Source organism: Klebsiella oxytoca NBRC 105695, assembly GCF_001598695.1.
GTDB lineage: Bacteria > Pseudomonadota > Gammaproteobacteria > Enterobacterales > Enterobacteriaceae > Klebsiella > Klebsiella oxytoca.
Genome location: NZ_BCZK01000009.1, coordinates 199,123 through 224,593 on the forward strand (window position 1 = coordinate 199,123; position 25,471 = coordinate 224,593).

General features: G+C 57.8%; 22 protein-coding genes. 13 read left to right on the forward strand and 9 right to left on the reverse strand.

Annotated elements, in window-relative coordinates; all coding sequences use genetic code 11:
* Positions 1 to 165 precede the first annotated feature (165 nt).
* Positions 166 to 990: a helix-turn-helix domain-containing protein gene (locus KO1_RS17065; RefSeq protein WP_004112826.1), complete on the forward strand. Its 825-nt coding sequence runs from the start codon at positions 166 to 168 to the stop codon at positions 988 to 990.
* A gap of 157 nt (positions 991 to 1,147) precedes the next feature.
* Here KO1_RS17065 and KO1_RS17070 read toward each other — a convergent pair whose 3' ends face one another.
* Positions 1,148 to 1,729, reverse strand: a complete 582-nt coding sequence (locus tag KO1_RS17070) for a flavin reductase family protein (protein WP_004112829.1) — start codon at positions 1,727 to 1,729, stop codon at positions 1,148 to 1,150.
* A 213-nt stretch (positions 1,730 to 1,942) separates the two neighbouring features.
* On the opposite strand from KO1_RS17070, the gene KO1_RS17075 reads away from it, so the two are divergent.
* From KO1_RS17075 to nhoA, 4 genes are all read left to right on the forward strand, one after another.
* Entirely contained in the window at positions 1,943 to 2,644 is a 702-nt protein-coding gene (locus KO1_RS17075; protein WP_032728206.1) for an ABC transporter ATP-binding protein, read from the forward strand.
* Positions 2,641 to 3,609, forward strand: coding sequence for an ABC transporter substrate-binding protein (locus KO1_RS17080; RefSeq protein WP_053064861.1), 969 nt, complete (start codon positions 2,641 to 2,643; stop codon positions 3,607 to 3,609). Before KO1_RS17075 ends, KO1_RS17080 begins: the two co-directional genes overlap by 4 nt.
* A 282-nt stretch (positions 3,610 to 3,891) precedes the next feature.
* Positions 3,892 to 5,547: an ABC transporter permease gene (locus KO1_RS17085; protein ID WP_049593161.1), complete on the forward strand. Its 1,656-nt coding sequence runs from the start codon at positions 3,892 to 3,894 to the stop codon at positions 5,545 to 5,547.
* 76 nt (positions 5,548 to 5,623) lie between these two features.
* A complete protein-coding gene (gene nhoA / locus KO1_RS17090; protein WP_064407058.1) occupies positions 5,624 to 6,469 on the forward strand; it encodes an N-hydroxyarylamine O-acetyltransferase in 846 nt (281 codons plus the stop codon).
* Positions 6,470 to 6,630: 161 nt separating this feature from the next.
* Here the strand turns inward: nhoA and narI are convergent, their stop codons facing one another.
* The 6 genes from narI to KO1_RS17120 all read right to left on the reverse strand — a co-directional run bounded on the left by narI (position 6,631) and on the right by KO1_RS17120 (position 15,533).
* A complete protein-coding gene (narI, locus tag KO1_RS17095) occupies positions 6,631 to 7,311 on the reverse strand; it encodes a respiratory nitrate reductase subunit gamma (protein WP_004101901.1) in 681 nt (226 codons plus the stop codon).
* On the reverse strand, positions 7,308 to 8,003 hold the full coding sequence (narW, locus tag KO1_RS17100; RefSeq protein ID WP_049593160.1) for a nitrate reductase molybdenum cofactor assembly chaperone: 696 nt from the start codon (positions 8,001 to 8,003) through the stop codon (positions 7,308 to 7,310). The genes narI and narW overlap by 4 nt, the downstream gene beginning before the upstream one ends.
* Entirely contained in the window at positions 8,003 to 9,547 is a 1,545-nt protein-coding gene (narH, locus tag KO1_RS17105) for a nitrate reductase subunit beta (RefSeq protein WP_004101903.1), read from the reverse strand. Before narH ends, narW begins: the two co-directional genes overlap by 1 nt.
* A complete protein-coding gene (locus tag KO1_RS17110; protein WP_064407059.1) occupies positions 9,544 to 13,284 on the reverse strand; it encodes a nitrate reductase subunit alpha in 3,741 nt (1,246 codons plus the stop codon). The genes narH and KO1_RS17110 overlap by 4 nt, the downstream gene beginning before the upstream one ends.
* A gap of 94 nt (positions 13,285 to 13,378) precedes the next feature.
* Positions 13,379 to 14,767, reverse strand: coding sequence for a NarK family nitrate/nitrite MFS transporter (locus KO1_RS17115; protein WP_004101905.1), 1,389 nt, complete (start codon positions 14,765 to 14,767; stop codon positions 13,379 to 13,381).
* A gap of 190 nt (positions 14,768 to 14,957) precedes the next feature.
* Complete coding sequence (locus KO1_RS17120; RefSeq protein WP_004101906.1) at positions 14,958 to 15,533, reverse strand: TetR family transcriptional regulator; 576 nt, start codon at positions 15,531 to 15,533, stop codon at positions 14,958 to 14,960.
* A gap of 119 nt (positions 15,534 to 15,652) precedes the next feature.
* Here KO1_RS17120 and KO1_RS17125 point away from each other — a divergent pair, with 119 nt between their 5' ends.
* Positions 15,653 to 17,143, forward strand: a complete 1,491-nt coding sequence (locus tag KO1_RS17125) for a SmvA family efflux MFS transporter (protein WP_047719856.1) — start codon at positions 15,653 to 15,655, stop codon at positions 17,141 to 17,143.
* Positions 17,144 to 17,146: 3 nt separating this feature from the next.
* Here the strand turns inward: KO1_RS17125 and KO1_RS17130 are convergent, their stop codons facing one another.
* Positions 17,147 to 17,944 (reverse strand): IclR family transcriptional regulator domain-containing protein, encoded by a 798-nt coding sequence (locus KO1_RS17130; protein WP_004101908.1) that lies wholly within the window; start codon positions 17,942 to 17,944, stop codon positions 17,147 to 17,149.
* A 211-nt stretch (positions 17,945 to 18,155) separates the two neighbouring features.
* On the opposite strand from KO1_RS17130, the gene KO1_RS17135 reads away from it, so the two are divergent.
* The 7 genes from KO1_RS17135 (at position 18,156) to benD (ending at position 24,402) form a co-directional block, all read left to right on the forward strand.
* Positions 18,156 to 19,322: a muconate cycloisomerase family protein gene (locus tag KO1_RS17135; RefSeq protein ID WP_162680301.1), complete on the forward strand. Its 1,167-nt coding sequence runs from the start codon at positions 18,156 to 18,158 to the stop codon at positions 19,320 to 19,322.
* 12 nt (positions 19,323 to 19,334) lie between these two features.
* Positions 19,335 to 19,625 (forward strand): muconolactone Delta-isomerase, encoded by a 291-nt coding sequence (catC, locus tag KO1_RS17140; RefSeq protein WP_004101911.1) that lies wholly within the window; start codon positions 19,335 to 19,337, stop codon positions 19,623 to 19,625.
* A gap of 69 nt (positions 19,626 to 19,694) precedes the next feature.
* Positions 19,695 to 20,621 carry a catechol 1,2-dioxygenase gene (catA, locus tag KO1_RS17145; RefSeq protein WP_004112858.1) on the forward strand — a complete coding sequence of 309 codons (927 nt, stop codon included), beginning with the start codon at positions 19,695 to 19,697 and terminating at the stop codon, positions 20,619 to 20,621.
* Positions 20,622 to 20,725: 104 nt separating this feature from the next.
* The gene (locus tag KO1_RS17150) at positions 20,726 to 22,108 is read left to right on the forward strand and encodes a Rieske 2Fe-2S domain-containing protein (protein ID WP_004101913.1); all 1,383 of its coding nucleotides are present in this window, start codon (positions 20,726 to 20,728) and stop codon (positions 22,106 to 22,108) included.
* A complete protein-coding gene (gene benB, locus KO1_RS17155) occupies positions 22,108 to 22,593 on the forward strand; it encodes a benzoate 1,2-dioxygenase small subunit (RefSeq protein ID WP_017145930.1) in 486 nt (161 codons plus the stop codon). Before KO1_RS17150 ends, benB begins: the two co-directional genes overlap by 1 nt.
* A gap of 9 nt (positions 22,594 to 22,602) precedes the next feature.
* Positions 22,603 to 23,619 (forward strand): benzoate 1,2-dioxygenase electron transfer component BenC, encoded by a 1,017-nt coding sequence (benC, locus tag KO1_RS17160; RefSeq protein WP_064407060.1) that lies wholly within the window; start codon positions 22,603 to 22,605, stop codon positions 23,617 to 23,619.
* Positions 23,620 to 23,628: 9 nt separating this feature from the next.
* The gene (gene benD / locus KO1_RS17165) at positions 23,629 to 24,402 is read left to right on the forward strand and encodes a benzoate diol dehydrogenase BenD (protein WP_004101916.1); all 774 of its coding nucleotides are present in this window, start codon (positions 23,629 to 23,631) and stop codon (positions 24,400 to 24,402) included.
* On the opposite strand, the gene yddG is transcribed toward benD, so the two are convergent.
* Positions 24,399 to 25,277, reverse strand: coding sequence for an aromatic amino acid DMT transporter YddG (gene yddG, locus KO1_RS17170; protein ID WP_004101917.1), 879 nt, complete (start codon positions 25,275 to 25,277; stop codon positions 24,399 to 24,401). The two genes, benD and yddG, sit on opposite strands and share 4 nt — an antisense overlap.
* Between the last annotated feature and the right edge of the window lie 194 nt (positions 25,278 to 25,471).

Below are 25,471 nucleotides of genomic sequence, written 5' to 3' on the forward strand. Positions count from 1 at the left end.
GCCGGCCCCGGGGGTAACCACTCTGGCAATGCCAATGCATTTGCCAGATTGGCACTGATAATGAGATGGGCGGGTTGCCGATCACAATTCCAAAAATCTTGCTCGTGGCGGTCGGGAAAATGCATTATCTTGCCTCTGCGCCGTATGCCGTTTTGGACTTTATAGATGATGATGTTGACCGTTGAGTATTATTTCACCCATCCACAGGATAAGCTGGGCATGTACGCCAGCGATCCGGAAGATAATAGCCATGAACATAGTCATGAATTTGCTGAGCTGGTGATCGTTGAGGAAGGGCACGGTTTACATGTTATTAATGGCAGGCCACTATATATTCAACAGGGCGACGTTTTTTACGTTCAGCCGGGTGACGTTCATTATTATGATGAGCTAGGGACGCTTAAGTTAATTAATGTGCTGATTAACCCGTTGGTAGGGTTTCATTATTTACAGCCTCTCGATACTTTATTACAGACTTTCTCTGCGCAGAATGCGTCCTGCTACGGTTGGCTGGCGCCGGACACCCGCCATATCTGCAAGGAACTGGTGGATAAGATATTTTCTGCCGAGCTGCGGCAGGGGCAAAATATTGCCCTGCGCGAAGCCGCGTTTTTCCAGCTGGTGACGACGATTCTGCATGCCGAAACCGAAGCCGAATATAGCACCACTAAATATAAGCTGCATAAATTGCTGACCTGGCTACAGGAGCACTGTTTTGAAGATCATAACTGGCAGCAGCTGGCGGAGAAATTCCATCTGACCACGCGTACCGCTTTTCGCCATATTAAAGAGGCGACGGGATTGACGCCGGATAATTATTTAAAGCGTCTACGATTAGTTTCGGCGCGCGTCAAATTACGCGAGACCGATATGACGATTACCGAAGTGGCTTATCTATGCGGCTTTGCCAATAGTAATCACTTTACCACTTTATATAAAAAGGTTTTTGGCCTGACGCCCAGCGAAGACCGGCGGCGTTTGCAGCGCTAGTACACCTCCCGGAGGCGATGCTGCGCATCTGTTTGGGCTACGCGTTCTCAGCGGTCTGCGGCCCGGTAGCCCGGGCAGGCGCTGCGCGCCGCCCCCGGGAGAGACGAGCAGGGTGGTGAAGAATTGCCCCGGAGGCGATGCTGCGTATCTGTCCGGGCTACTCTTCTGGCGTATTGGCGCGGACGTGGCGGCCGCTGGCGACAAAGTTGCCGGTGCCGAGATGATGGAGGGTATTGATCTTATCATCGTCGAACTGCCAGCGTCCGGTGACAAACGCGCGTTCGTCGGCGGCGGCGGAAACCACTTCGCCAAACAGCGTATCGTACTGCTCTTGAGCCGCCGTTGCCGGCAGCAGTCGGCACTCCATCCACGCCAGACACTTTTCTTCAATCAGCGGCAATCCCAGCTCCGGGCCTTGCACCACCGGAATACCGTAAGCGTTAAATTTATCCTCATCGCGTCCGCTGATGCTGCCGACCGCGTAGGTCCAGCTGGCGGCCTCGACGCCCGGGACGACGATGCCGAACGTGCCGTTGCGCTCAATAATTTCCCGCGTCCAGGCGCTTTTATCCACCACGATAGCCAGCCGCGGCGGGGCGAACTCCACCGGCATCGACCATGCGGCGGCCATAACGTTGCGGCGCTGAGTATGGGCGTCGTAGCTGGTTATTAAAATCGTTGGGCCATGGTTGAGCAGGCGACTGGCGTACTGGAGTTCCACGTGGCGAAAACGGCTCATATGCGTTCCTTGGTAAATGGGTCTGATGCCAGACAACACGTTAATCCGCAATGAAAATGTAATCAATACGTCATCAAGGCTCCCTATAGTCGGCGTCACTAAGTCCCAAAGAGGATAACAATATGTTAGCTCCCCTGTCTTTGACACAGGTGAGCGCGGGCCGGCGGATGTTGACCGCCGGCAGAGCCACGCTTTCCCAACGGGAGGGCGAAAATGCGCGCGCTTACCAGCATTAAGCTTGACGGCGTTTCTTTCGCCTTCGGCGCCAACACCGTCCTTAATCAGATCGATCTGCATATCGATGCGGGCAGCATCGTGGCGCTGCTGGGGCCTTCTGGCTGCGGCAAAAGCACGCTGCTGCGTCTGCTCGCCGGATTAACCGTACCCGCCAGCGGCAGCATTCACTTCGGCGCTCGGCTGGTGGCGAAAGCCGGCTGGGGTATGCCGCCGGAGCAGCGCGATCTCGGCATGGTCTTCCAGGATTACGCCCTGTGGCCGCATATGACGGCGGCGCAGAACGTGGCTTTCCCGCTGCGCATGCGCGGCATCGGGCACAAGGAACGACAGCGACGGGTCGAGGAGGCGCTGGCAATGGTCGGTCTCAGCGGCTTCGCCGAGCGTAAACCGTCGGGCCTTTCCGGCGGACAGCAGCAGCGCGTTGCCCTGGCCCGCGCCATTGTCGCAGAACCGCGCGTGCTGCTGTTCGACGAGCCGCTCTCCAATCTCGACAGCGAACTACGCGAGTCGCTGTGCCTCGAAATGAGCCGCCTGCTGCGCCAGCTGGGCATCACCGCCGTCTACGTCACCCACGACCGTCGCGAAGCCGAACTGCTGGCCGACAAGATTGTTCATTTATCTGCGGGCTGCGTTGCCGCCGTTCGCGCCGTGACTTCAACCTCAGGGGAATCCGTATGAAAACCGTTATTACCGTTACCAAAGGAGCTGCGCTCGCGATGATGCTGTCCGCCACCACGATCTCCTGCGCCCACGCGCTCACCGTCTACACCGCCGGGCCGGGCTCGCTGGCGAAAAGCCTCGCCAGCGGTTATGAGAAGAAAACCGGGGTGAAGGTGAATATTTTCCAGGCTACTACCGGTAAGGTGATGGCGCGTCTTGAGGCCGAGCAGGCCAACCCGCAGGCGGATGTGCTGATTTCCGCCTCGTGGGATACGGCGGAAGATTTGCATCACCGCGGCTGGCTGCTGCCGTATCAGAGCGCCAATGCCGATAAAGTCCCGGCGAACCTGAAATCCGCCGATTACGTTGCCCAGGGGATTTCGGCGCTGGGGATCGTCTGGAATACCAATAGCGGCACCCCGGAGCCGAAAGAGTGGCGTGACCTGACCGAAGCGGCGTTCAAAGACAAAGTGACGACGCCGGACCCGGCGCTTTCCGGCGCATCGCTGGATTTGCTGATCGGGTTACAGAATGGCATGGGCGACCAGGCCTGGGCGCTGTTTAATGACTTGAAGAAGAATGGCATGGTGGTCAGCGGGCCGAATGTCCAGGCGGTGACGCCGGTGATGCAGGGAGCGAAAGCGGCGGTATTCGGCGCGGTTGATTATGTCTCTTACGGCAATATCCATCAGGGCGAATCGCTAAAGGTGATTTTCCCGGCCAGCGGCACGGTGATTGCGCCGCGGCCGATGATGATCCTCAAAACCAGCCCGCATGCTGACGATGCAAAGGCCTTTATTGATTATGTGCTGTCGCCGGAAGGCCAGGCGCTGGTCGCCGACGCCTGGCTTATGCCCGCCCGCAGCGATATTCCGGCGAAGCGCCCGCTGCTCAACGAGCTGAAAATTCTGCCGACCGCCGGCGAAGGCACTAGCGAACGTAGTGCGGTGCTTTCCCGCTTTAACACGCTTTTCGTCCAGTAAACCGATTTTTCCCCAAGCTGCGAAATTTGGTTCGGGCACATTCCCTGGAGGCGGCGCTGGCGCGCCTGTCCGGGCTACCGGACCGCAGACGGCCGTGACCCTGTAGCCCGGCTAAGCGCAGCGCCACCGGGAAGACGTAACGCAGGGGCATGGCGCCCCCCGGCAAATTTTCCCTAGGCGATGCTGCGCACCTATCCGGGCTGCCGGACCGCAGACGGCTGTGACCCTGTAGCCCGGCTAAGCGCAGCGCGAGCCGGGTAAGATCGTATCCAGGAATATATCGTGAAACAGAGACTTATTTCAGCGGGCACGCTGGCGGCACTGCTGGTGCTGGTGGCGTTGCCGCTGCTCTTTATCGTCCTCCAGGCGATTTTTCCCCGGTTTAGCGCCGGTTCGCTGGGCGGCGCGTTTAGCGGCGTGTCAACGCTGATTGCCGACCCGCAGCTACCCACGATGCTCGGCGGTACCCTGTGGGTGGCCTGCGGCGTGGCGCTGATGAGCGTGGTCATCGGTCTACCGCTGGGCGTCGTGCGCGGATTGTTTACTATCCCGCTGCCGCGGCTGTGGGATCTGCTCTTTCTGATCCCCTTTCTGACGCCGCCCTACATCGCGGCGCTGTCGTGGATGCTGATGCTGCAAAGTCATGGCTATCTGCAGCAGCTGACCGGCTGGGATCTTAACGATCTGCTTTTTAGCCGCATCGGGATTGTGCTGGTGATGACCCTCAATATCTTTCCGGTGGTCTACTTTGCCGTCTCGCGCAGCCTGCTGGCCAGCGGTCAGCGGCTGGCCATTGTCGCCCGGGTGCACGGCGCCAGCGCCTGGCGGGCGTTCTGGCACATCACGCTGCCGATGCTTTCGCCGGCGCTGGCGGCGGGGATGCTGTTGGCGTTTACCCTGGCGATTGAGGAATACGGCGTTCCGGCGGCCCTCGGGTCGCGGGCAGGGCTGGTCATGCTAACCGTAGGCATTGAGAAAAAGCTTGCCGACTGGCCCGTCGATCTGCCCGGCGCGTCGCTGCTTTCGCTGCTGCTGATCGCGGTGGCGCTGCTGGCCTGGTGGCTGCAAAAACGGCTGACTGGCGATAAAGAGGTCACCAGCGTCACCGGCAAGCCGGGAGAGAATAGCGGGGCGGAACTGGGCTGGCTGGCGCTTCCGGCGATGCTAGTGATGGCGGGCGTCGGTGGGTTGGCGGTGGTGCTGCCGGGCGCGTCGATGGTGCTGACCAGCCTGATGAGCACGCTGTCGGGCGGTATCCACGCTGACAACGTTACTCTTCGCCATTTTGCCGCGCTGTTTGCTCAGCAGGGCGATGCGCTGTCGGCACTGGCAACCAGCCTTTCGCTGGCGCTGGCTTCGGCTGGGGTTGTTGGGCTGGTGGGGCTGCTCGCCGCCTGGCTGGTTGTGGTGCAAAAAATCAAGGGGAGCGCGATAGTCGATGCCTTATCGCTGCTGCCGGCGGCGCTGCCGGGCGTGGTGGTAGGCATCGGGTTGATTCTGTTGTGGAATCAGCCGTTCTGGCCGCTTTCCCCCTACAACAGCTGGTTTATGCTGCTGCTCTCCTACAGTTGTCTGCTGCTGCCCTGGCCGGTACGCTACGTCGGCAGCGCGCTGCGCCAGCTTGGCAATAATCTTGAGCCTGCGGCAAGGGTACATGGGGCGACGGCCCTGCAGGCGCTGCGTCTGATCGTTCTGCCGCTGGTCTTCCCGGCGCTGCTGGCGGCGATGCTGATGGTGTTCGCCGTCGCCTCCCGCGAGCTGGTAACTTCGCTGCTGCTCGCGCCAGCCGGAACGCAAACCGTCGCGGTGTTTATCTGGCGCCAGTTTGAGCAGGGCTCGGCGGGGCAGGGAATGGCAATGGCGTCGCTGACGCTGCTTACCGGTCTCGGGCTGATGCTCAGCGCGCTGGCGCTGATGCAGCGAGGCACGCGCGGATAAATGCGATCGCACAAAATAGCTGGTCAGGCGGGAAAAACAGGCTATAAATGTCGGACACCGATTGCTGGAGGCATTGATGAGTCCCTTTTTAAGCGCCTATTTTTCTCGTCTGGGCTGGACGGGCACCCCGGGTGTTTCACTTAATACCCTGCGCGAATTGCATATTCACCATAACGGCGCGATCCCCTTTGAAAATCTGGATGTGCTGCTGCCAAGAGAGATACATCTCGACGATCGCACCCTCGAAGAGAAGCTGATTCACGGTCGTCGCGGCGGTTACTGCTTCGAGCAAAACGGCCTGCTGGAGAGAGCGCTGCGCGAAATTGGTTTCAACGTGCGCAGCCTTCTGGGCCGCGTGGTGCTGGCCAATCCGCCGCATATGCCGCCGCGTACCCATCGGCTGCTGCTGGTGGACGTGGAGGGCGAACGCTGGATTGCTGACGTTGGTTTCGGCGGCCAGACCCTGACCGCGCCGATCAAGCTGCTGGCCGATGTGGAACAAGCGACCCCGCACGGTGAGTATCGCCTGATCTACGAAGGGGAAGAGTGGACCCTGCAGTTCAGCCATCACGGCCACTGGCAGTCGATGTACCATTTTGACTTAGGTCGCCAGTACGCTTCCGACTATGTGATGGGCAACTTCTGGTCAGCGCACTGGCCGCAGTCGCACTTCCGCCATCATCTGCTGATGTGCCGCCACTTACCGGATGGCGGCAAGATGACGCTGACCAATTTCCACTTTACCCATTGGGATAAAAACCATGTGGTCGAAAAGCGGGATTTAGCGGATGTTCCGGCGCTGTATGAAGCGCTGCAAACGCGTTTTGGCCTCGGCGTGGATGATGCCAAATATGGCTTCAGCGAAGCGGAACTGGCGGCAGTGATGGCGGCGTTTGATACCCATCCCGAGGCGGGTAAGTAAATACAATACAGGAACCGTTGGCTGGATAAGGGGTGGCTGTCAAACGTGGATGTTACCCGGCTTGCGCTACGCTTAGCCGGGCTATGGGTTCACAGCCATCTGCGTTGATGTATCCCGGGTGAGGCGTTTACGCCGCGACCCGGGATGATTGCAGATTTTGCTCAGCGTCTTGAACGTACCACCTGGTAGCGGCGGGTGAAATATTCAAACGGCGCGCTCCAGACGTGAACCAGACGGGTGAACGGGAACAGCAGGAAAATCGTCATTCCCAGTACCAGATGTACGCGGAAAACAAAGGCGACACCGCTGAGCATTTCAGACGAGCCGCCGCGGAAGGTCACGATGCCTTGCGCCCAGCCAACCAGCTTCATCATTTCACTGCCGTCAGGATACTGCGCCGAAAAAGGAATCGTGCTCAGCCCGAGCAGGCACTGAATCAACAGAATGCTCATGATGATGATATCCGGGGTGGTCGAGGTCGCGCGAACGCGCTGGTTGGTCAAACGACGCCAGAGCAAACCGGCGCCGCCGATCAGCGTCAGCACGCCGCAGACGCCGCCGAGCACCATCGCCATCTGCTGCTTGACCGCAATCGGTAAAAACCAGGCATACATCCAGTGCGGCGTTAACATGCCGAACAGATGGCCAAAGAAAATGCCGAGTATGCCGATATGAAAAAGATTCGACCAGATCACCATCCCGCGTTTATCGAGCATCTGGCTGGAGGAGGCGCGCCAGGTGTACTGACCGTAGTCATAGCGCAGCCAGCTGCCGAGAAAAAAGACCGTCGCGCAGATGTAGGGGTAGATGTCGTAAAAAAAGACGTTCAGGTACTGTATCATTTCGGTCCTCCCGCGCTGACGTCGACGTACTGCGGCGCCACGTCCTGGCTAAAGCGTCGTTGATATTGCTGTAACGGTGAGCTGTCACAGGTTGTGGCGTTATCTTCGATAAATTTCACCTGCTCTTCTTCCCAGACCGCATCCAGCGCCTGCCGGGTATCATCACGGGACTCTTTGTTAACCTGCTGCGTGACGCTGTCACTTGAGAGGGGACTCCCGGCGAGGCTCAGCAGGGCGTCAAACAGCGGGTACCACGCTACGTCGCGCTGCTTGAGCCGCCCGCCCAGCAGCGCCAGAATCGGCGCGACGTTTTGTAGCCCCTCACGCGCTTCGTTTTCCGGCAGGATGCTGAGGTATTCCAGATACAGCGGCAGATGGTCTGGAAGTTCGCGACAGTCGAGCTGTAGACCCGCTTTTTCATACTGAGCGAGCAGATCGACCATTGCCTGGCCGCGATCGCGGGACTCGGCGTGAACGTGTTCAAACAGCAGCAGCGAGGTGGCGCGGCCCCGGTCAAACACTTCGCACCATTCGGCCTGCTTATCCAGCAGTGGATCATTCAGCATTTCCGCGACGAAGTCGTTGAGCATGGGGGCGTCGTGCCGCACCATGGCCAGCACCTCCTCCTTGCACTGCCAAAGAAACTCATCCGGGTACTCCATCAGCAGGCCGATCGCTTTGAGGATTTGCATTATTCCCCCTCCGCTTTATCGCGTACTTCGGTGATGTTGATGGCATCGATACGGCTACTGTTGAACAGGTTGAATTTGGTGTCGGAGCCGTGGCAGCCGTCGCCAAAGGTAAAGCCGCAGCCGTTGCGCTCGGGGAAAGCGTCGCGCGCCATTTCGCGGTGGCTGGTCGGGATCACGAAACGGTCTTCATAGTTGGCGATCGCCAGATAGCGGTACATCTCCTCGACCTGTTCAACGCTTAAGCCCACTTCCTCGATGGCGCGGGTATCCGTGACGCCTTCCACCGTTTGCGAGCGCATGTAATGACGCATCGCCATCATGCGCTTCAGCGCGCGCAACACCGGGCCGGTATCGCCCGCGCTGAGCATATTGGCGAGATACTGTACCGGAATACGCAGGCTTTCGATGGCCGGAAGCACGCCGTCGCTTTTCGGCAGGCCGCCGGCGTCGGCGTAGGACTGAATCGGCGACAGCGGCGGCACGTACCAGACCATTGGCAGGGTGCGGTATTCCGGATGTAGCGGCAGCGCCAGCTTCCAGTCCATCGCCATTTTGTACACCGGCGAGCGCTGGGCGGCATCAATCACGTTTTGTGGAATCCCCTGTTTCAGCGCTTCTTCAATCACCGCCGGGTCGTGGGGATTGAGGAACACCTCGCACTGCCGCTCATAGAGATCGGTTTCGCGCTCGGTGCTGGCGGCCTCTTCAATGCGATCCGCGTCGTATAACAACACGCCGAGATAGCGGATACGCCCCACGCAGGTTTCCGAACAGACGGTGGGCTGTCCGGATTCGATACGCGGGTAGCAGAAGATGCATTTTTCCGATTTACCGCTTTTCCAGTTGAAGTAGATTTTTTTGTACGGGCAGCCGCTGATGCACAGACGCCAGCCGCGGCATTTATCCTGGTCGATCAGCACGATGCCGTCTTCTTCACGCTTGTAGATGGCGCCGCTCGGGCAGGTGGCGACGCAGCTCGGATTCAGGCAGTGCTCGCACAGGCGCGGCAGATACATCATGAAGGTGTTTTCAAACTGGCCGTACATCTCCTTCTGAATCTTGTCGAAGTTACGGTCGCGGGCGCGCTTTTCAAACTCGCCGCCGAGCAGCTCTTCCCAGTTGGGCCCCCAGATGATTTTATCCATCCGCTTACCATCGATAAGCGAGCGCGGACGGGCGGTGGGCAAATGTTTCCCCTCCGGCGCGTTGTGCAGGTGCTGATAATCAAAGGTAAAAGGCTCATAATAATCGTCGATTTGCGGTATCACCGGATTGGCGAAGATTTTGGTGATGACGCCCATTTTGCCGCCCAGACGCGGGCGTATTTTGCCATTAACGTCGCGCACCCAGCCGCCTTCCCACACCTCCTGGTCTTCCCAGTTTTTTGGATAACCGATGCCCGGTTTGGTTTCGACGTTGTTAAACCAGGCGTATTCCATTCCTTCACGTCCGGTCCAGACGTTTTTACAGGTGACGGAACAGGTGTGGCAGCCGATGCATTTATCAAGATTGAGAACCATACCGACCTGTGAGCGTATTTTCATTTTTTCGCCTCCTGTACCCCGTCGCGACCTTCGTCATCCAGCCAGTCAATATTTTTCATTTTGCGTATCATGATGAACTCATCGCGATTAGAGCCGACGGTGCCGTAATAGTTGAAACCGTAAGCCAGCTGGGCGTAGCCGCCAATCATATGGGTCGGTTTCGGGCATACGCGGGTCACCGAGTTATGGATCCCGCCGCGCCGTCCGGTGACTTCCGAGCCCGGAATATTCATCAGACGCTCCTGCGCGTGGTACATCATGGTCATCCCCGGCGGTACGCGCTGGCTGACCACCGCGCGAGCGGTGAGCGCGCCGTTGGCGTTAAAGGCCTCGATCCAGTCGTTATCTTCAATCCCCAGTTCGCGAGCATCGGTTTCGCTGATCCACACGATCGGCCCGCCGCGCGACAGGGTTAGCATCAGCAGGTTTTCGCTGTAGGTGGAGTGAATGCCCCATTTCTGGTGCGGCGTCAGAAAGTTGAGCGCTTTTTCAGGAAAGCCGTTAGGCGGGATCGCTTTCATCTGGCTGACGCTGCGGGTGTCAATGGGCGGACGATAGACCACCAGGCTTTCGCCAAAGGCGCGCATCCAGGGGTGATCCTGATAGAGCTGCTGGCGGCCGGAAAGGGTGCGCCAGGGGATCAGCTCGTGGACGTTGGTATAGCCGGCGTTGTACGACACATGCTCGCTCTCGAGGCCGGACCAGGTCGGGCTGGAGATAATTTTGCGCGGCTGGGCCTGAATGTCGCGGAAGCGGATTTTTTCATCCTCTTTATTCAGCGCCAGGTGCGTGTGCTCGCGGCCGGTAAATTCGCCGAGCGCTTGCCAGGCTTTGACCGCCACCTGGCCATTGGTTTCCGGGGCGAGGGCGAGGATCACTTCCGAGGCGTCGATGGCGGTGTCGATGCGCGGGCGGCCTTTAGCCGGGCCATCCAGCTTGACGTAGTTGAGCTTACCGAGGAAATCGACCTCGTTCTGGGTGTTCCAGGTGATGCCTTTACCGCCGTTGCCGAGTTTGTCGAGCAGCGGGCCGAGGGAGGTAAAGCGCTCATAGGTCGCCGGATAATCGCGCTCAACCACGGCAATCGACGGCGCGGTTTTACCCGGCGTCAGCTCGCATTCGCCTTTCCGCCAGTCCAGCACGTCAAAGGGCTGAGAGAGTTCCGCCGGGGAGTCATGCTGCAATGGCACCAGCACCACGTCGGTCTCTTTATCGAGGTGGCCGACGCAGACTTCAGAGAAGGTTCTGGCGATATCTTTGTAAATTTCCCAGTCGCTTTTTGCCTCCCACGCCGGGTCAACGGCGGCGGAGAGCGGGTGAATAAAGGGATGCATATCCGAGGTGTTCATATCGTCTTTTTCGTACCAGGTGGCGGTTGGCAGAACGATATCGGAGAACAGACAGGTGCTGGACATGCGAAAGTCGAGCGTCACTAGCAGGTCGAGTTTGCCCTCAATGGCCGCGGTTTGCCACTCCACCTCTTCCGGCTTCACCTCATCGGTAGCCCCCAGCTCTTCGCCCTGAATACCGCTGTCGGTCCCCAGCAGGTATTTGAGCATATACTCATGGCCCTTGCCGGAAGAGCCCAGCAGGTTTGAGCGCCAGATAAACAGATTACGCGGATGGTTTTTGCCGTTATCCGGCTGTTCGCAGGCGAAGCGGATCTCGCCGGACTTCAGCGCCCGGGCGGTGTAGTCGGCGGGGGTCAGTCCGGCTGCGGCGGCCTGCGCCTTGATGGTCAGTGGGTTAACCCCCAGCTGCGGCGCGGAAGGCAGCCAGCCCATGCGCTCGGCGCGAACGTTAAAATCGATCAGATGGCCGCTGAATTGGCTGGCGTCGGCCAGCGGCGACAGCAGCTCCCGGGCGGTTAGCTTTTCATAGCGCCACTGGCTGGCGTGATTGTAAAAAAAGGAGGTGCTGTTCATCTGGCGCGGCGGACGATTCCAGTCCAGCGCGAACGCCAGCGGCAGCCAGCCGGTTTGCGGACGCAGTTTCTCCTGGCCGACATAGTGCGACCAGCCGCCGCCGCTCTGGCCGACGCAGCCGCAGAACACCAGCATATTGATCATTCCACGGTAGTTCATATCCATGTGGTACCAGTGGTTGACGCCGGCACCGAGGATAATCATCGACCGTCCGTGGGTTTTATGCGCGGTATCGGCGAACTCGCGGGCGATCTGCTCGATGTGCTGGCGCGGGACGCCGGTGATCTGTTCGGCCCACGCCGGGGTATAGGCTTTCATTTCGCCAAAGTCCCTGGCGGCGTTGGGGTCGTCTAAACCGCGATCGAGCCCGTAGTTAGCGAGGATGAGATCATAAACGCTGACCACCAGTCCCGTTTCGCCATTGGCCAGCGGGAGGTGTTTTACCGGTAGCTGGTGCAGGGTGACCGGATCCTGCTTAACGCTGCGAAAGTGCGGGTTTTCGTTGCCGCCGAAGTAGGGAAAGCCCACCGTCACCACGTCGTCACGGCTATCCAGCAGCGATAGTTTGAGTTCAATGGTTTGCCCGGCGGCCTGCTGTTCGAGGTTCCACTTGCCTTTCTCTCCCCAGCGGAAGCCAATCGAACCGTTGGGCGCAACCAGTTCACCTGCGCTGTTGTACGCGACGGTCTTCCACTCCGGGTTGTTGCTTTCGCCCAAATCGTCGACCAGATCGGCGGCGCGGACCATCCTGCCGGGAACGTAGAAACCCTCCTCGCGGCGCTCAAGCATCACCAGCATCGGCATATCGGTATAGGTGCGACAGTAGTTGAGGAAATAGTCGCTGGGATTATCAAGGTGAAACGTTTTGAGGATCACATGGCCCATTGCCATCGCCAGCGCGCTGTCGGTGCCCTGTTTCGGCGCCAGCCACTGATCGCTGAGTTTGGCAACTTCCGAAAAATCCGGAGTAATCGCGATGGTTTTGGTGCCCTTATAGCGCACTTCGGTAAAAAAGTGGGCGTCCGGCGTTCGGGTCTGTGGGACGTTTGAGCCCCAGGCGATGATATAGCTTGAGTTATACCAGTCGGCGGATTCAGGGACATCGGTTTGCTCACCCCAGGTCATCGGCGAGGCGGGGGGAAGGTCGCAGTACCAGTCGTAAAAACTCAGACAGGTGCCGCCAAGCAGCGACAGATAGCGGGTACCCGCGGCGTAAGAGACCATCGACATCGCCGGGATCGGCGAAAAGCCCGCCACCCGGTCCGGCCCGTAGTTTTTGATGGTCCAGACGTTGGCGGCGGCAATCAGCTGATTCAGCTCTTTCCAGCTTGAGCGGATAAACCCGCCTTTGCCGCGTACCTGCTTGTAGCTGAGGGTTTTAACCGGGTCCTGCATAATGCTATCCCACGCCTGCACCGGATCGGCGTGCTGAGCCAGCGCTTCGCGCCACAGCGCAATCAGCCGCTTGCGCACCAGCGGATACTTCAGACGGTTGGCGCTGTAAAGGTACCAGGAGTAGCTCGCGCCGCGCGGGCAGCCGCGGGGTTCGTGGTTGGGCAGATCCGGGCGGGTTCGCGGGTAGTCTGTTTGCTGGGTTTCCCAGGTGACCAGACCGTTTTTGACGTAAATCTTCCAGCTGCATGAGCCCGTACAGTTCACGCCGTGGGTTGAGCGGACGATTTTGTCGAACTGCCAGCGCTGCCGATAGCTGTCTTCCCAGTCGCGGTTGGTGTTGTATACCTGGCCGTGACCGTTGGCAAAGCTCTCGCCTTTTTGTTTAAAGTAGCGAAAGCGATCCAGTAGTTTACTCATGACATTTCTCCTGCTCCAATAATGTCCGGCCTTACAAGACCGCACTATCCTGTAGGCCAGATAAGGCTTCAGCCGCCATCCGGCAAAGATGTCGTTATTTTTTTGCCGGTTTACGACGGCCGTAGACCAGCCAGGTCACCAGCACACAAACCACGTAGAAAACAAAGAAGACCTTCATTGCCCCGACAGGTGAGCCGGTCAGCGCCAGCGAGGTGCCGAAGGCTTTAGGGATAAAGAAGCCGCCAATGGCGCCGATAGCGGAGATAAAACCGAGCGCCGCCGCGGTGTCGGTCACCGCTTCGTGCTGAGCCTGTTCATCGCTGCCGCCGCGCTTCTTCACGCTGTCGATAGTTATCTGGCGGAAGATCACGGCGATCATCTGGAAGGTGGAACCGCTGCCGAGACCGGCGGTAAGGAACAGTCCCATAAACACCACATAAAAGGCGAGAAAGCTGCCGGAGCCGGTGCCGGGCAGGGTGAGGAACAGCAGGCCGGTGAACAGCGCCATTAAGATAAAATTGATCAACGTGACCCGCACGCCGCCGAGACGGTCGGAAATAATGCCGCCAAATGACCGCGCCAGCGCACCGATAAACGGCCCGAAGAAAGCCAGCTTCAGAATATTCACGTCGGGGAACTGCGTTTTCGCCAGCATGGCAAAACCGGCGGAGAAGCCGATAAACGAGCCAAAGGTGGCAAGGTAGAGCAGGCTTAACAGCCACATATGCGGGCGCTTCAGTACCGGCAGCTGCTCGCGAATGGAGGCCTTCGAGCTGGCGATATCGTTCATTCCCACCCAGGCTGCGAAGGTGGCGATCGCCAGCAGCGGTACCCAGACGAGCGCGGCGTTGCTAAGGGCGAGAAGAGATCCATCCTCCTGAGGCACCCCATGAACACCGAGAAAAGCAAAGATGGGCAGAAAAATCACCGCCGGCGCGATCATCTGCATCACGCTGACGCCGAGGTTGCCGAGCCCACCGTTAATCCCCAGTGCGCTACCCTGTTTGGCTTTGGGGAAGAAAAAACTGATATTTCCCATGCTCGAAGCAAAGTTCGCTCCGGCAAAACCGCACAGTAAGGCGATAATGATAAATACCCAAAACGGGGTAGCGGTATTTTGCACGGCAATTCCCAGCCAGATGCAGGGAACCACCAGAATAATCGTACTTAATACCGTCCAGTAGCGACCGCCAAATATGGGTACCATAAAGGAGTAGGGCACGCGTAATATCGCGCCGGAAAGCGAAGGCAGAGCGGTTAATAAAAACAGTTGATCGGTAGTGAAATTAAAACCGACTTTATTGAGGTTGACCGCGACGGCGCTAAATAACATCCAGACGCAAAAGGCAAGTAGCAGACAAGCTACGGAAATGCAAAGATTTCTGCGGGCTATTTTCTTTCCCTTATTTTCCCAGAATGCCGCGTTTTCAGGTTTCCACTCGCTTAAAAGATAATGATTCTTTTTCTCATTTTTGCTCAGCATATTGCCCTCGAATGAACATTAACCAGTCAAAAAGAATAAAGATGTAAAACAGTCAATTAATATAAAAGAATGAAAGAAGGGGCCGAACGATGTGTTAGTTGTAATAAATGAAGAATAGATAAGAAAAGCGCGTCGGCAGTCGACGCGCGGAGAATAGAGGGGGATTATTTGTTACAAAGTGTAACCTGGGTCAGAACAGTTCCATCGAAATAAAATAATTGATATGCCGGTTAAAGGTGGCGTCATCTATTTCCTCCATACCCAGCGCGTAAATACCATCCAGGCCACATACCAGCGCAATGAGCCGCCAGGCAATACTTTCCGCATGGTCTTTTGGCGTAAACTCACCTGCTTCGGTTCCGCGCTGAATAATTTTCAGCGTCTCTTCATGCCACATACTCATCGTCAGCAGATATGCGCCTTTGATATCGCTATCGCTGTCGGCCAGCAGCTGCGCTTCGCGCCATAAACGAATATAGGGCTCAAGCTTGCCATCGTCGCTGCCCACCATGGAAAACAGGCGTTCCCGCCATGTGGCGTCGTCAGCGACCAGCGGCATGTCCAGCATTTCACGGATAAGGCGTACAAAGGTATGGGCTTTCAGCTCGCCTGCTGAAGTGAAATGGTGGTGCAGTTGACCGGCGGAGACGCCGGCTTCGGCGGCAATCTGGCGCACGGTCATGGCGCTGAATCCGCCTCTAAGCGCGACGCGCATGGCTGCCAGTACAATAACTTCCCGTCGCGCATCGCGATTTAAGTAGCTCATAGCCCCTGGTGACCCCCGTTTTTGGCCGATAGTAACAAAAAGTTGGACACTCGTTCAACATTGGGGCAGGATCGCCATCCTGGACACTTGTCCAATTTTCAACTTTGAGGAAAGGTAGTATGTCTCGGCAATGGTTGACGCTGATGGCGATTTTGCTGGTTTATATTCCGGTGGCGATTGATGCCACCGTTCTGCACGTGGCCGCGCCAACGCTTAGCGTAGCGCTGGGGACCAGCGGCAATGAGCTATTGTGGATTATTGACATTTACTCGTTGGTGATGGCCGGCATGGTGCTGCCGATGGGCGCGCTGGGCGATAAAATAGGCTTTAAACGCCTGCTACTGCTCGGCAGCGCTATTTTTGGCGCCGCCTCGCTGGCGGCGGCGTTTTCGCCGACGGCCGAAACGCTGATTGCGTCCCGCGCGCTACTGGCGGTAGGGGCAGCGATGATCGTCCCGGCGACGCTCGCCGGTATTCGCAGCACTTTTGCGCTGGCGCAACAGCGTAATATGGCCCTTGGCCTGTGGGCGGCGGTGGGTTCCGGCGGGGCGGCCTTTGGCCCACTGATCGGCGGCATGCTGCTGGAACATTTTTACTGGGGCTCGGTTTTCCTGATCAACGTGCCGATCGTGCTGCTGGTGATAGCGATTAACGCCAAAGTGGTGCCGCGTCAGCCCGCACGACGGGAACAGCCGCTGAATCTATTCCAGGCGCTAATCCTGATCGCCGCCATATTGATGCTGGTATTCAGTGCTAAAACGGCGCTTAAAGGGCAAATGGCGCTGTGGTTAACCGGGCTGGTGGCGGTTGCTGGCGCCGGTATGCTGTTCTGGTTCGTGCGCAAGCAGCTTATGGCGACGCGGCCCATGGTCGATATGCGACTGTTTACCCATCGCATTATTTTAAGCGGTGTGATGATGGCGATGACGGCGCTGATCACGCTGGTGGGCTTTGAACTTCTGATGGCGCAGGAACTGCAGTTCGTGCATAGCAAAACGCCATTTGAGGCCGGGCTGTTTATGCTGCCGGTGATGGTGGCCAGCGGTTTTAGCGGGCCGATTGCCGGCATGTTGGTTTCGCGCCTGGGGCTGCGCGAGGTGGCAACCGGGGGAATGCTGCTCAGCGCGCTGAGCTTCCTCGGCCTGTCGATGACCGATTTCAGCACCCAGCAGTGGTTGGCCTGGGGACTGATGACGCTGCTGGGCTTTAGCGTCGCCAGCGCGCTGCTGGCTTCCAGCTCTGCCATTATGGCCGCAGCGCCGAAGGAGAAAGCGGCGGCGGCGGGGGCCATCGAAACTATGGCCTACGAGCTGGGGGCTGGTCTGGGCATCGCCCTGTTCGGTCTGATATTGACCCGCAGCTACACCTCATCGATTGTTTTGCCGTCGGGCGTTGACGGCGCAGCGGCGGCGCAGGCGTCCTCCTCCATCAGCGAGGCGATTAAGCTGGCGCAGTCGCTGCCGGCTATTCCAGCGCAAAACCTGCTCGAAGCGGCGAAGGCAGCGTTTATTCATTCGCACAGTATCGTGCTGGCGACGGCCGGTGTCCTGCTTCTGCTGCTGGCGGCTGGTATCTGGCGCAGTCTGGCCAGGGCGCCGGAGCTGAATTAACCCTTACAGCTGAAGAGAAAGCGCCATCGCCGCCCGCCGTAGCGGGGCGAGGGCTTTCTCTTTCAGCGCGGCGGCGTTGGTATAGCCTGCCGGAACGCCAACGTTAAGCGCCGCCACCACCTGACCGCTGCGGGAAAGCAGCGGTACCGCCAGCGAACATAATCCCACCTCAATTTGCCGGTCAGCGAGCGCGTAGCCCTGCATACGCACTCTGGCGATTTCCTGCCGTAAACCCGGCAGATCGCATAGCGTATACGGGGTATAGCGGATCAAGCTGGCTCGTGACAATGTCACTTCAAGCTGTTCTTCCGGCAACGCGCTAAGCAGCACGCGTCCCATCGACGTGGCCCACGCAGGCAGACGGCTACCGCGGCCGATATCTACGCTGAGCAGGTTATTCACCGCCGCTCTGGCAATATACAGGACGTTATCGCCGTCCAGCGTGGCGGCGGAGCAGGATTCTCCGAGGTTTTTACCCAGATTATCCAGGGCGCTCTGCGCGACTTTCGCCAGCGGCGTTCCGGCCAGGTAAGCGTGACCCACCGCCAGCACGCGGGGGAGTAGCTCATAGCTGCGGCCATCCGGGCTATGCACCATTCCCAGCGCGGCGAGGGTATAGAGGCAGCGGCGCACAGCCGCGCGGGAGATCTGCGTTTTTTGGCTAAGCTGGGAAATGGTCAGGCGCTGCCGCTGTGGGGTAAACGCGTTAAGGACTTCCAGCCCGCGCGCCAGGGACAGCATAAAGTTAGGGTCGTGTTCAGACTGGCGGACGCTGAGAGTATCTGGTTTTTTTTCGCTCATACACCCCTCTTTTACTGAAGATAAAGGTTCATGGGGCATCACTATATCGCGGGTGAAAAACGCGGCGATTCCTTGTGCTGTTTTTACCATGTCGATCACATTATTAACCCCAATTTAACAACCGCGTCGATAATCGCACAACATTTCGATTATCGCCGTTGACCGTCCCGACCGTGCAGACCTATTGTCAACAGAATCGTTACCCCACGTTATGAACAGGGGTATGAAAAGTTATGTATTTCATCACCAGGAAAAAAAGATGACCGCGACCATTGAACGTATTGAAAGCTGGCTGGTAGATATCCCGACCATTCGACCGCACAAACTCTCCATGACCACGATGGGCTGTCAGACGCTGGCGATCGTCCGCATCACCCGTTCGGACGGGATTTGCGGTATTGGCGAAGCCACCACCATCGGTGGATTGAGCTACGGCGTGGAGAGCCCGGAAGCTATCGTTTCGGCAATTAACCATTACCTGATGCCGCTGCTGAAGGGCCAGCCTGCCGATAATCTCAATTCCCTGACCGCGCGAATGAACGGCGCGGTTAAAGGCAACACCTTTGCCAAATCGGCGATCGAAACCGCGCTGCTGGATGCGCAGGGAAAGGCGCTTGGCCTGCCGGTTTCCGCGCTGCTTGGCGGCGCGCTGACGACCTCGCTGCCGGTTCTCTGGACGCTGGCGAGCGGCGACACCGAGAAAGATATTGCCGAGGGGGAAAGGCTACTCGCGGAGCGTCGCCATCGGGCCTTTAAGCTAAAAATCGGCGCGCGCGAGCTGGCGACTGACCTGCGCCATACCCGCGCGATTGTTGAAGCCCTGGGCGATCGGGCCAGCATCCGCGTCGACGTGAATCAGGCGTGGGAAGCCACCGTCGCGGCAAAGGGCTGCCGCGAGCTGGCGGCGATGGGGGTCGATTTGATTGAACAGCCAGTTAGCGCTCAGGATAACACTACGCTGGTGCGCCTCAGCCATCACATCGGCACGGCTATTCTGGCCGATGAAGCGGTAGCGACCCATTACGAAGGCTATCGCCTGGCGCAGCAGGGATTCAGCGGGGCCTATGCGCTGAAGATTGCCAAAGCGGGCGGGCCAAACAGCGTGCTGGCGCTGGCGAAGGTGGCGCAAGCGGCGGGAATTGGGCTTTACGGCGGCACGATGCTTGAGGGGACCGTTGGCACCCTGGCCTCGCTGCACGCCTGGTCGACGCTCCCCCTACAGTGGGGCAGCGAGATGTTTGGCCCGTTATTGCTGAAGGACGATATTGTCAGCGTGCCGCTCACGTTCGCCGAAGGCGAAGTGACGCTACCGCAAACGCCGGGTCTTGGCGCTGAACTGGATGAAGACAAACTGCGCTTCTATAGCCGCAAAGGATAATGGAGGATTTTTATGCTATTTAAAGTCGATATGACCGTGAATATTCCGCTGGGGTTTCCTGCCGACGAAATTGAGGAAATTAAGCAGCGAGAAAAAAAGTATTCACAACAACTTCAGCGTGAAGGTAAATGGAGACATATCTGGCGCGTCGCCGGACTTTACGCCAATGTCAGTATTTTCGATGTAAAAGATGCTGAAGAGCTGCATCAAATTTTAATGGCTCTACCGTTATATCCCTTTATGCAAATTCGCGTGGAGGCGCTCTGTCGTCATCCCTCCTCGATTCGCGAAGACGACCGTTAATAAAAATAATAACTAACCTCGCGCCGAAACTATTCGGCGAATATCCTACAACGATAAGTGAGAAATATTATGAGTAATGCATTCGTACAACAAGATGCTGTGCAACATTTATTGCGTGAAAGTGCAGGTTTAAATGCAACCGGCGGCGACGAACGTTTTAAAACGATTGTTCATCGTCTGCTGGAAAACATCTGTACGCTGATTGATGACTATAACGTCACTGAAGAAGAGTTCTGGCATGCGGTGAATTATCTGCATGAATTAGGCGGCCGCCAGGAAGCGGCACTGCTGGCGGCGGGCCTCGGCCTTGAACACTTCCTCGACCTGCGCCAGGACGCTATTGATGCCGCAGCGCAGCGGGAAACCGGCACTCCTCGTACTATTGAAGGCCCGCTGTACGTGGCGAATGCGCCGCTGGCAGACGGGCATACCCGCATGGATGATGGTAAAGATGCGGGGGAGGTGATGTGGCTTTATGGCCAGGTTCGCGACACCCAGGGCCACCCGATAGCCAACGCTATCGTTGATATCTGGCATGCCAATACCCTCGGGAACTACTCTTTCTTCGATCAAAGCCAGAGTGAATATAATCTGCGCCGCCGCATTCGCACCGGCGCCGATGGCTGCTATAGCGTGCGCAGCATTATGCCATCCGGCTACGGTTGCCCGCCGGATGGGCCAACGCAAAAACTCCTTGACCAGTTGGGGCGTCACGGTAACCGTCCGGCGCATATCCATTTCTTCGTTTCCGCGCCGGGTCATAAACATTTGACCAGCCAAATCAATCTCAACGGCGACAAATACCTGTGGGATGATTTCGCGTTCGCTACCCGCGACGGCCTGATTGCCGATCCGGTAAAAGTCAGCGACCGCGAGCTTATTCAGCAGCGTGAGCTGGAAGGCGAACATACTGAAGTGCGCTTTGATTTTACCCTGTGCAAAGCACTTAACGCCGATGAAGAACACCGCGGTACGCGCCTGCGCGCGCAGGAGTAGCGCGCGGCGTTAATTCTCTTCTCCGGCCAGGTCGTGGCCGGAGAATAAAGCGAAATTCCGACCTCACAGTTTTCTATTCCTGAATTATGCAGGAGGGCCGACTCATGCAAAAAATGTTCACCACATTAAAAGATAAAATCACCAATGCATTAATTGTCGATCGTGAAAAGCATATTTATCGCTGCCATCGCTCAATATTTACCGATCCGCAGCTATTTGATTTTGAAATGAAGCATGTTTTTGAAGGAAATTGGTTGTTCCTTGCTCATGAAAGCCAGATTGCGCAGCCTGGGGATTATTACACCCTGACTCTTGGGCGCCAGCCGGTAATAATAACTCGCGACAAAAAGAATGAACTGCATGCGCTAATTAACAGCTGCGCCCACCGCGGGGCGATGCTGTGTCGCCGTAAAACCGGTAATAAAAGTTCCTTTACCTGTCCATTTCACGGCTGGACATTCAGTAATAACGGCAAGCTTTTAAAAGCCAAAGATGAAAGTACCGGCGGTTACCCGGAGACTTTCAAGCATGAAGGCTCCCACGATTTAAAGAAACTGCCGAGGTTTCAATCGTATCGCGGCTTCCTTTTCGGCAGCCTGAATGCCGATGTACAGCCGCTGGAGGCGTACCTGGGCGAAACCTGCAAAATTATCGACCTGATCGTTGACCAGGCGCCGGAAGGGCTGGAGGTGCTTAACGGATCATCGAGCTACGTTTATGAAGGCAACTGGAAGCTGGGGGCGGAAAACGGTGCTGACGGCTATCACGTTAGCGTGGTCCACTGGAACTACGCTTCCACCATGTCGCGCCGCAACTACGAAGCGGAAGGGACGCACGCGGTAGACGCAAACGGCTGGTCGAAAAGCGTCGGCGGCGGTTACGGCTTTGACAATGGACATATGCTGTTGTGGACCCGGGTGCTGAACCCGGAAGTGCGGCCGGTCTACGAACATCGTGAACGGCTGCAGGCGGAATTCGGCCAGTCCCGCGCCGAGCAGATGGTCAACGAAACGCGCAACCTGTGCCTCTATCCAAACGTCTATCTGATGGATCAGTTTTCGACGCAGATCCGCGTGATACGCCCCATCGCGGTGGATAAAACCGAAGTCACCATCTGGTGCTTTGCGCCGAAGGGCGAATCTGACCAGGCGAGGGCGCTGCGTATTCGCCAGTATGAGGATTTCTTCAACGTTAGCGGCATGGGAACGCCTGACGATCTGGAAGAGTTCAGCGCCTGCCAGCGCGGCTATCTCGGTGAGAATCTGGCATGGAGCGACCTCAGCCGCGGGGCGCTGCACTGGGTCGATGGCCCTGACGAACACGCTCTTCAGGCGGGCTTCAGGCCGCAGCTAAGCGGGGTGAAATCGGAAGATGAAGCTTTGTATATCGCCCACCATCATCACTGGCAAAACGTGATGCTGGCGGCGCTGGAAAAAGAGCAGCAGCGCTACGAGCAATCGATCACGCAACGCGTGGAGGTGGTCTGATGCTGACTCTCGAACAGGTTCGCCAGTTTCTCTATTACGAAGCCCGCCTGCTTGACGATCGTCAGTGGGATGATTGGCTGAACTGCTACAGTCCACAGGTGGTGTACTGGATGCCCGCCTGGGGAGATGACGACAAGCTTACCCGCGACCCTCAGCGCGAAATTTCGCTGATTTACTACCCGAACCGCGATGGCCTCGAAGACCGGGTATACCGCATCAAAACGGAACGCTCAGGGGCCAGCACGCCGGAACCGCGCACCACTCATATGATCGGCAACGTTGAGCTGCTTGGCGAAACCGAACAGGGGATGGAGGTGCGCTACAACTGGGTCACCTACTGCCATCGCTATCAGCAGACGGATACCTGGTTTGGCTCTACCTGCTGCACGCTGAGTGAGAACGCCGGCAAACCGCAGATTATCCGTAAAACCGTGCGCCTGAATAACGATTACATCCGTCAGGTAATTGACGTTTACCACATTTAAGAGGCGTTTATGACCTTTAATATTGCTCTCAATTTTGAAGACGGCATCACCCGCTTTATTCAATGTCACGCCGGAGAGAAAGTTCTCGATGCCGCCTATCGTCAGCAGGTTAATCTGCCGATGGATTGTTCGGACGGCGTTTGCGGCACCTGCAAGTGCCGCTGCGTCAGCGGCGAATATGGTCTGGGCGATGAGTATCTTGAAGAGGCGCTCAGCGAAGACGAAGCCGCAGAGCGCCAGGTGCTGACCTGTCAGATGGTGCCATCCAGCGATTGCGTCATTGATGTACCGGCGGCGGCAGCCCAGTGCAAGACCGCGCTGGCAAGCCTGGGGGCGACGGTGAAAGCGGTCAATCTCCTGTCTGACACCGCCATTGAGCTGGAGATCGTGCTGGATGAGCCGCTGGACTTCCTGGCGGGTCAGTACATCAATATTCAGGTCCCCGGCACGCCGCAGGTGCGCGCCTATTCGTTTAGCTCTCTACCGGGCTCGCGTGAGGGGAGCTTTCTGATCCGTAACGTGCCCGGCGGCTTGATGAGTCAGTGGCTGACGCAGCGGGCCAGTCCCGGCGATCGTCTGACGCTAAGCGGCCCGATGGGCAGCTTTTATCTGCGCAGCGGCGAGCGTCCGCTGTTGCTGTTGGCGGGGGGCACCGGCTTAGCGCCGCTGCTCTCGATACTGCAAACGCTGGCTATGCAACGCAGCGCCCGGCCCGTCACCTTGCTCTATGGTGTGACCCGCGACAGAGACCTGGTGAAAACTGATGCGCTTGAAGCATTTACCGGCCAGCTTCCCGCTTATCGCTGGCTGCCGGTGGTTGCCGATGCGCAAAGCCAATGCCCGCAGCGCGGTTTTGTGACCGACCATCTTAATGACGCAATACTCAACGATGGCGATGTGGATATCTATCTGTGCGGGCCACCGCCGATGGTCAATGCGGTATCCACGGTGCTGCGCGAGAGAGGCATTTCGCCGGCGGGGTTCTGGTATGAAAAATTCATCGCCAGCCAGAGTGCGGCGGCATAAGGAGCAACGATGCGATTTAACCATAAAGTCGTGGCCATTACCGGCGCCGCGCAGGGGATTGGCCGACAGACCGCAGAGCAAGCGGCGCGTGAGGGTGCGCGGCTGCTATTGATTGACCGATCTCGCTATGTTCACGAACTGGCGGCGGCGCTGAACGCCGCCGGTTGCCAGGCGCTGGCGCTGGAAGCCGATCTTGAACAATGGGAAAGTACCGAGCGGGCATTCGCCAACGGCGTGGCCCATTTTGGCCACCTGGATGTATTGATTAACAATGTCGGCGGCACCATCTGGGCGCGGCCGTTTGCGGAATATCAGCCGGATCAGATAGAGAAGGAGATTCGCCGCTCGCTGTTTCCGACCCTGTGGGGCTGTCGGGCTGCGCTACCGTGGATGCTGAAGCAGGGCAAGGGCAGTATCGTTAATATTTCGTCGGTGGCAACGGCGGGCGTGAACCGGGTGCCTTATTCCGCAGCGAAAGGCGGCGTTAATGCGTTGACCCGTTCGCTAGCCCTGGAATATAGCGCAAACGGGATCCGCATTAACGCCGTGGCGCCGGGGGGCACCGAGGCGCCTGCGCGCCGGACGCCGCGGAATGAGGAGCTGCCGTCGGCGCAGGAGCAGACGTGGTATCAGCAGGTGGTCGATCAGACGGTGGCGAGCAGCCTGATGCATCGCTACGGTACGCTGGCGGAACAGGCCAATGCCATCCTGTTTCTCGCCAGCGATGAGGCCAGCTACATCACCGGCGTGACGCTGCCGGTCGCCGGCGGCGACCTCGGTTAGCGCCGGGTCGCCTGCCAGCAGAGCAGGGAGCCGGCGCACACCATGCCGGCGCCCTGCCAGAACGACCACGAGAGCGCGGCGCTGAGCAGTACCGCCGCCAGCGCGGAGGAGAGCACCGGCGTAAAGTAGGAGGCGGCGGCTAACAGGCTGACGTTGCCGTGCAGGATGCCGACGTTCCACGCCGCATAGCCCAGGCCCAGGGCAATGGACAGCGCGATCAGTTTGACTATTACCGGCCAGCTAAAGACCATGGGCGGCTGTTCGCTGAACAGAAACTTTAGCCACAGGGTCAGGGCGGTAAGCAGAACAAACAGAGTGATGCCGTTTTTGCCTTGTGCATATTTAGCGGTGACCGTGCAGTAGGCCGCCCAGATAAATGCGCCGACGAACGCCAGAATATAGCTCAGCGGGCTGGAAACCACGTTGCTGATAATTTCGTCAATGTTCAGGCCATGCTCACCGCCTAATACCCAGGTGACGCCGAATAAAGCCAGCAATAACCCCGGGATAACCAGCCAGCTGCTTTTTTGATTGTTAAAGACAATGGCAAATAAAATCGTCAGGCTGGGCCACAGATAATTGACCATGCCCACTTCAATCGCCTGCTGGCGGGTTCCGGCTAGCCCGACCGACAGCGCGAGGCATATTTCATAACTGACAAACAGCACGCTGCCTGCCAGCAAATAAGGGCGGGGGATCTGACGTATTTGCGGAAAACCGACGGTAAAGATGAGCAAAAGGCCGCTCAGGCTGTAGATCATCGCCGCGCCGCCTACCGGACCAAGCCCTTCGCTTACGCCACGAATCAGCCCGACCATGGTGCTCCAGAGGACGATGGCGGCGAATCCAATTAGCGTGGCTTTTTTCTTCTCCATATTTAACCTGATGTTGGTTCAAACGCAGTCGGCTTTTATAACACTTTTTTTTCGCCCTCGGGGGATATTTTCCACAGCGCTTAATCCTAATGGAGTAATGAAATTCGGCGCGGCTGACTATTAAGGGGGCATGGGTTCAGGACATTGATTTGACGCAAATAAAACAGGGTTATTGCTGTTAATTTCCACTCCCG

Bases quoted from the DNA above. Each gene is read 5' to 3' on its own strand.
- KO1_RS17065 (WP_004112826.1), top strand. From the start codon at position 166: ATGATGATGTTGACCGTTGAGTATTATTTCACCCATCCACAGGATAAG.
- KO1_RS17070 (WP_004112829.1), bottom strand. From the start codon at position 1,729: ATGAGCCGTTTTCGCCACGTGGAACTCCAGTACGCCAGTCGCCTGCTC.
- KO1_RS17075 (WP_032728206.1), top strand. From the start codon at position 1,943: ATGCGCGCGCTTACCAGCATTAAGCTTGACGGCGTTTCTTTCGCCTTC.
- KO1_RS17080 (WP_053064861.1), top strand. From the start codon at position 2,641: ATGAAAACCGTTATTACCGTTACCAAAGGAGCTGCGCTCGCGATGATG.
- nhoA (WP_064407058.1), top strand. From the start codon at position 5,624: ATGAGTCCCTTTTTAAGCGCCTATTTTTCTCGTCTGGGCTGGACGGGC.
- narI (WP_004101901.1), bottom strand. From the start codon at position 7,311: ATGATACAGTACCTGAACGTCTTTTTTTACGACATCTACCCCTACATC.
- narW (WP_049593160.1), bottom strand. From the start codon at position 8,003: ATGCAAATCCTCAAAGCGATCGGCCTGCTGATGGAGTACCCGGATGAG.
- narH (WP_004101903.1), bottom strand. From the start codon at position 9,547: ATGAAAATACGCTCACAGGTCGGTATGGTTCTCAATCTTGATAAATGC.
- KO1_RS17110 (WP_064407059.1), bottom strand. From the start codon at position 13,284: ATGAGTAAACTACTGGATCGCTTTCGCTACTTTAAACAAAAAGGCGAG.
- KO1_RS17115 (WP_004101905.1), bottom strand. From the start codon at position 14,767: ATGCTGAGCAAAAATGAGAAAAAGAATCATTATCTTTTAAGCGAGTGG.
- KO1_RS17120 (WP_004101906.1), bottom strand. From the start codon at position 15,533: ATGAGCTACTTAAATCGCGATGCGCGACGGGAAGTTATTGTACTGGCA.
- KO1_RS17125 (WP_047719856.1), top strand. From the start codon at position 15,653: ATGTCTCGGCAATGGTTGACGCTGATGGCGATTTTGCTGGTTTATATT.
- KO1_RS17130 (WP_004101908.1), bottom strand. From the start codon at position 17,944: ATGAGCGAAAAAAAACCAGATACTCTCAGCGTCCGCCAGTCTGAACAC.
- KO1_RS17135 (WP_162680301.1), top strand. From the start codon at position 18,156: ATGAACAGGGGTATGAAAAGTTATGTATTTCATCACCAGGAAAAAAAG.
- catC (WP_004101911.1), top strand. From the start codon at position 19,335: ATGCTATTTAAAGTCGATATGACCGTGAATATTCCGCTGGGGTTTCCT.
- catA (WP_004112858.1), top strand. From the start codon at position 19,695: ATGAGTAATGCATTCGTACAACAAGATGCTGTGCAACATTTATTGCGT.
- KO1_RS17150 (WP_004101913.1), top strand. From the start codon at position 20,726: ATGCAAAAAATGTTCACCACATTAAAAGATAAAATCACCAATGCATTA.
- benB (WP_017145930.1), top strand. From the start codon at position 22,108: ATGCTGACTCTCGAACAGGTTCGCCAGTTTCTCTATTACGAAGCCCGC.
- benC (WP_064407060.1), top strand. From the start codon at position 22,603: ATGACCTTTAATATTGCTCTCAATTTTGAAGACGGCATCACCCGCTTT.
- benD (WP_004101916.1), top strand. From the start codon at position 23,629: ATGCGATTTAACCATAAAGTCGTGGCCATTACCGGCGCCGCGCAGGGG.
- yddG (WP_004101917.1), bottom strand. From the start codon at position 25,277: ATGGAGAAGAAAAAAGCCACGCTAATTGGATTCGCCGCCATCGTCCTC.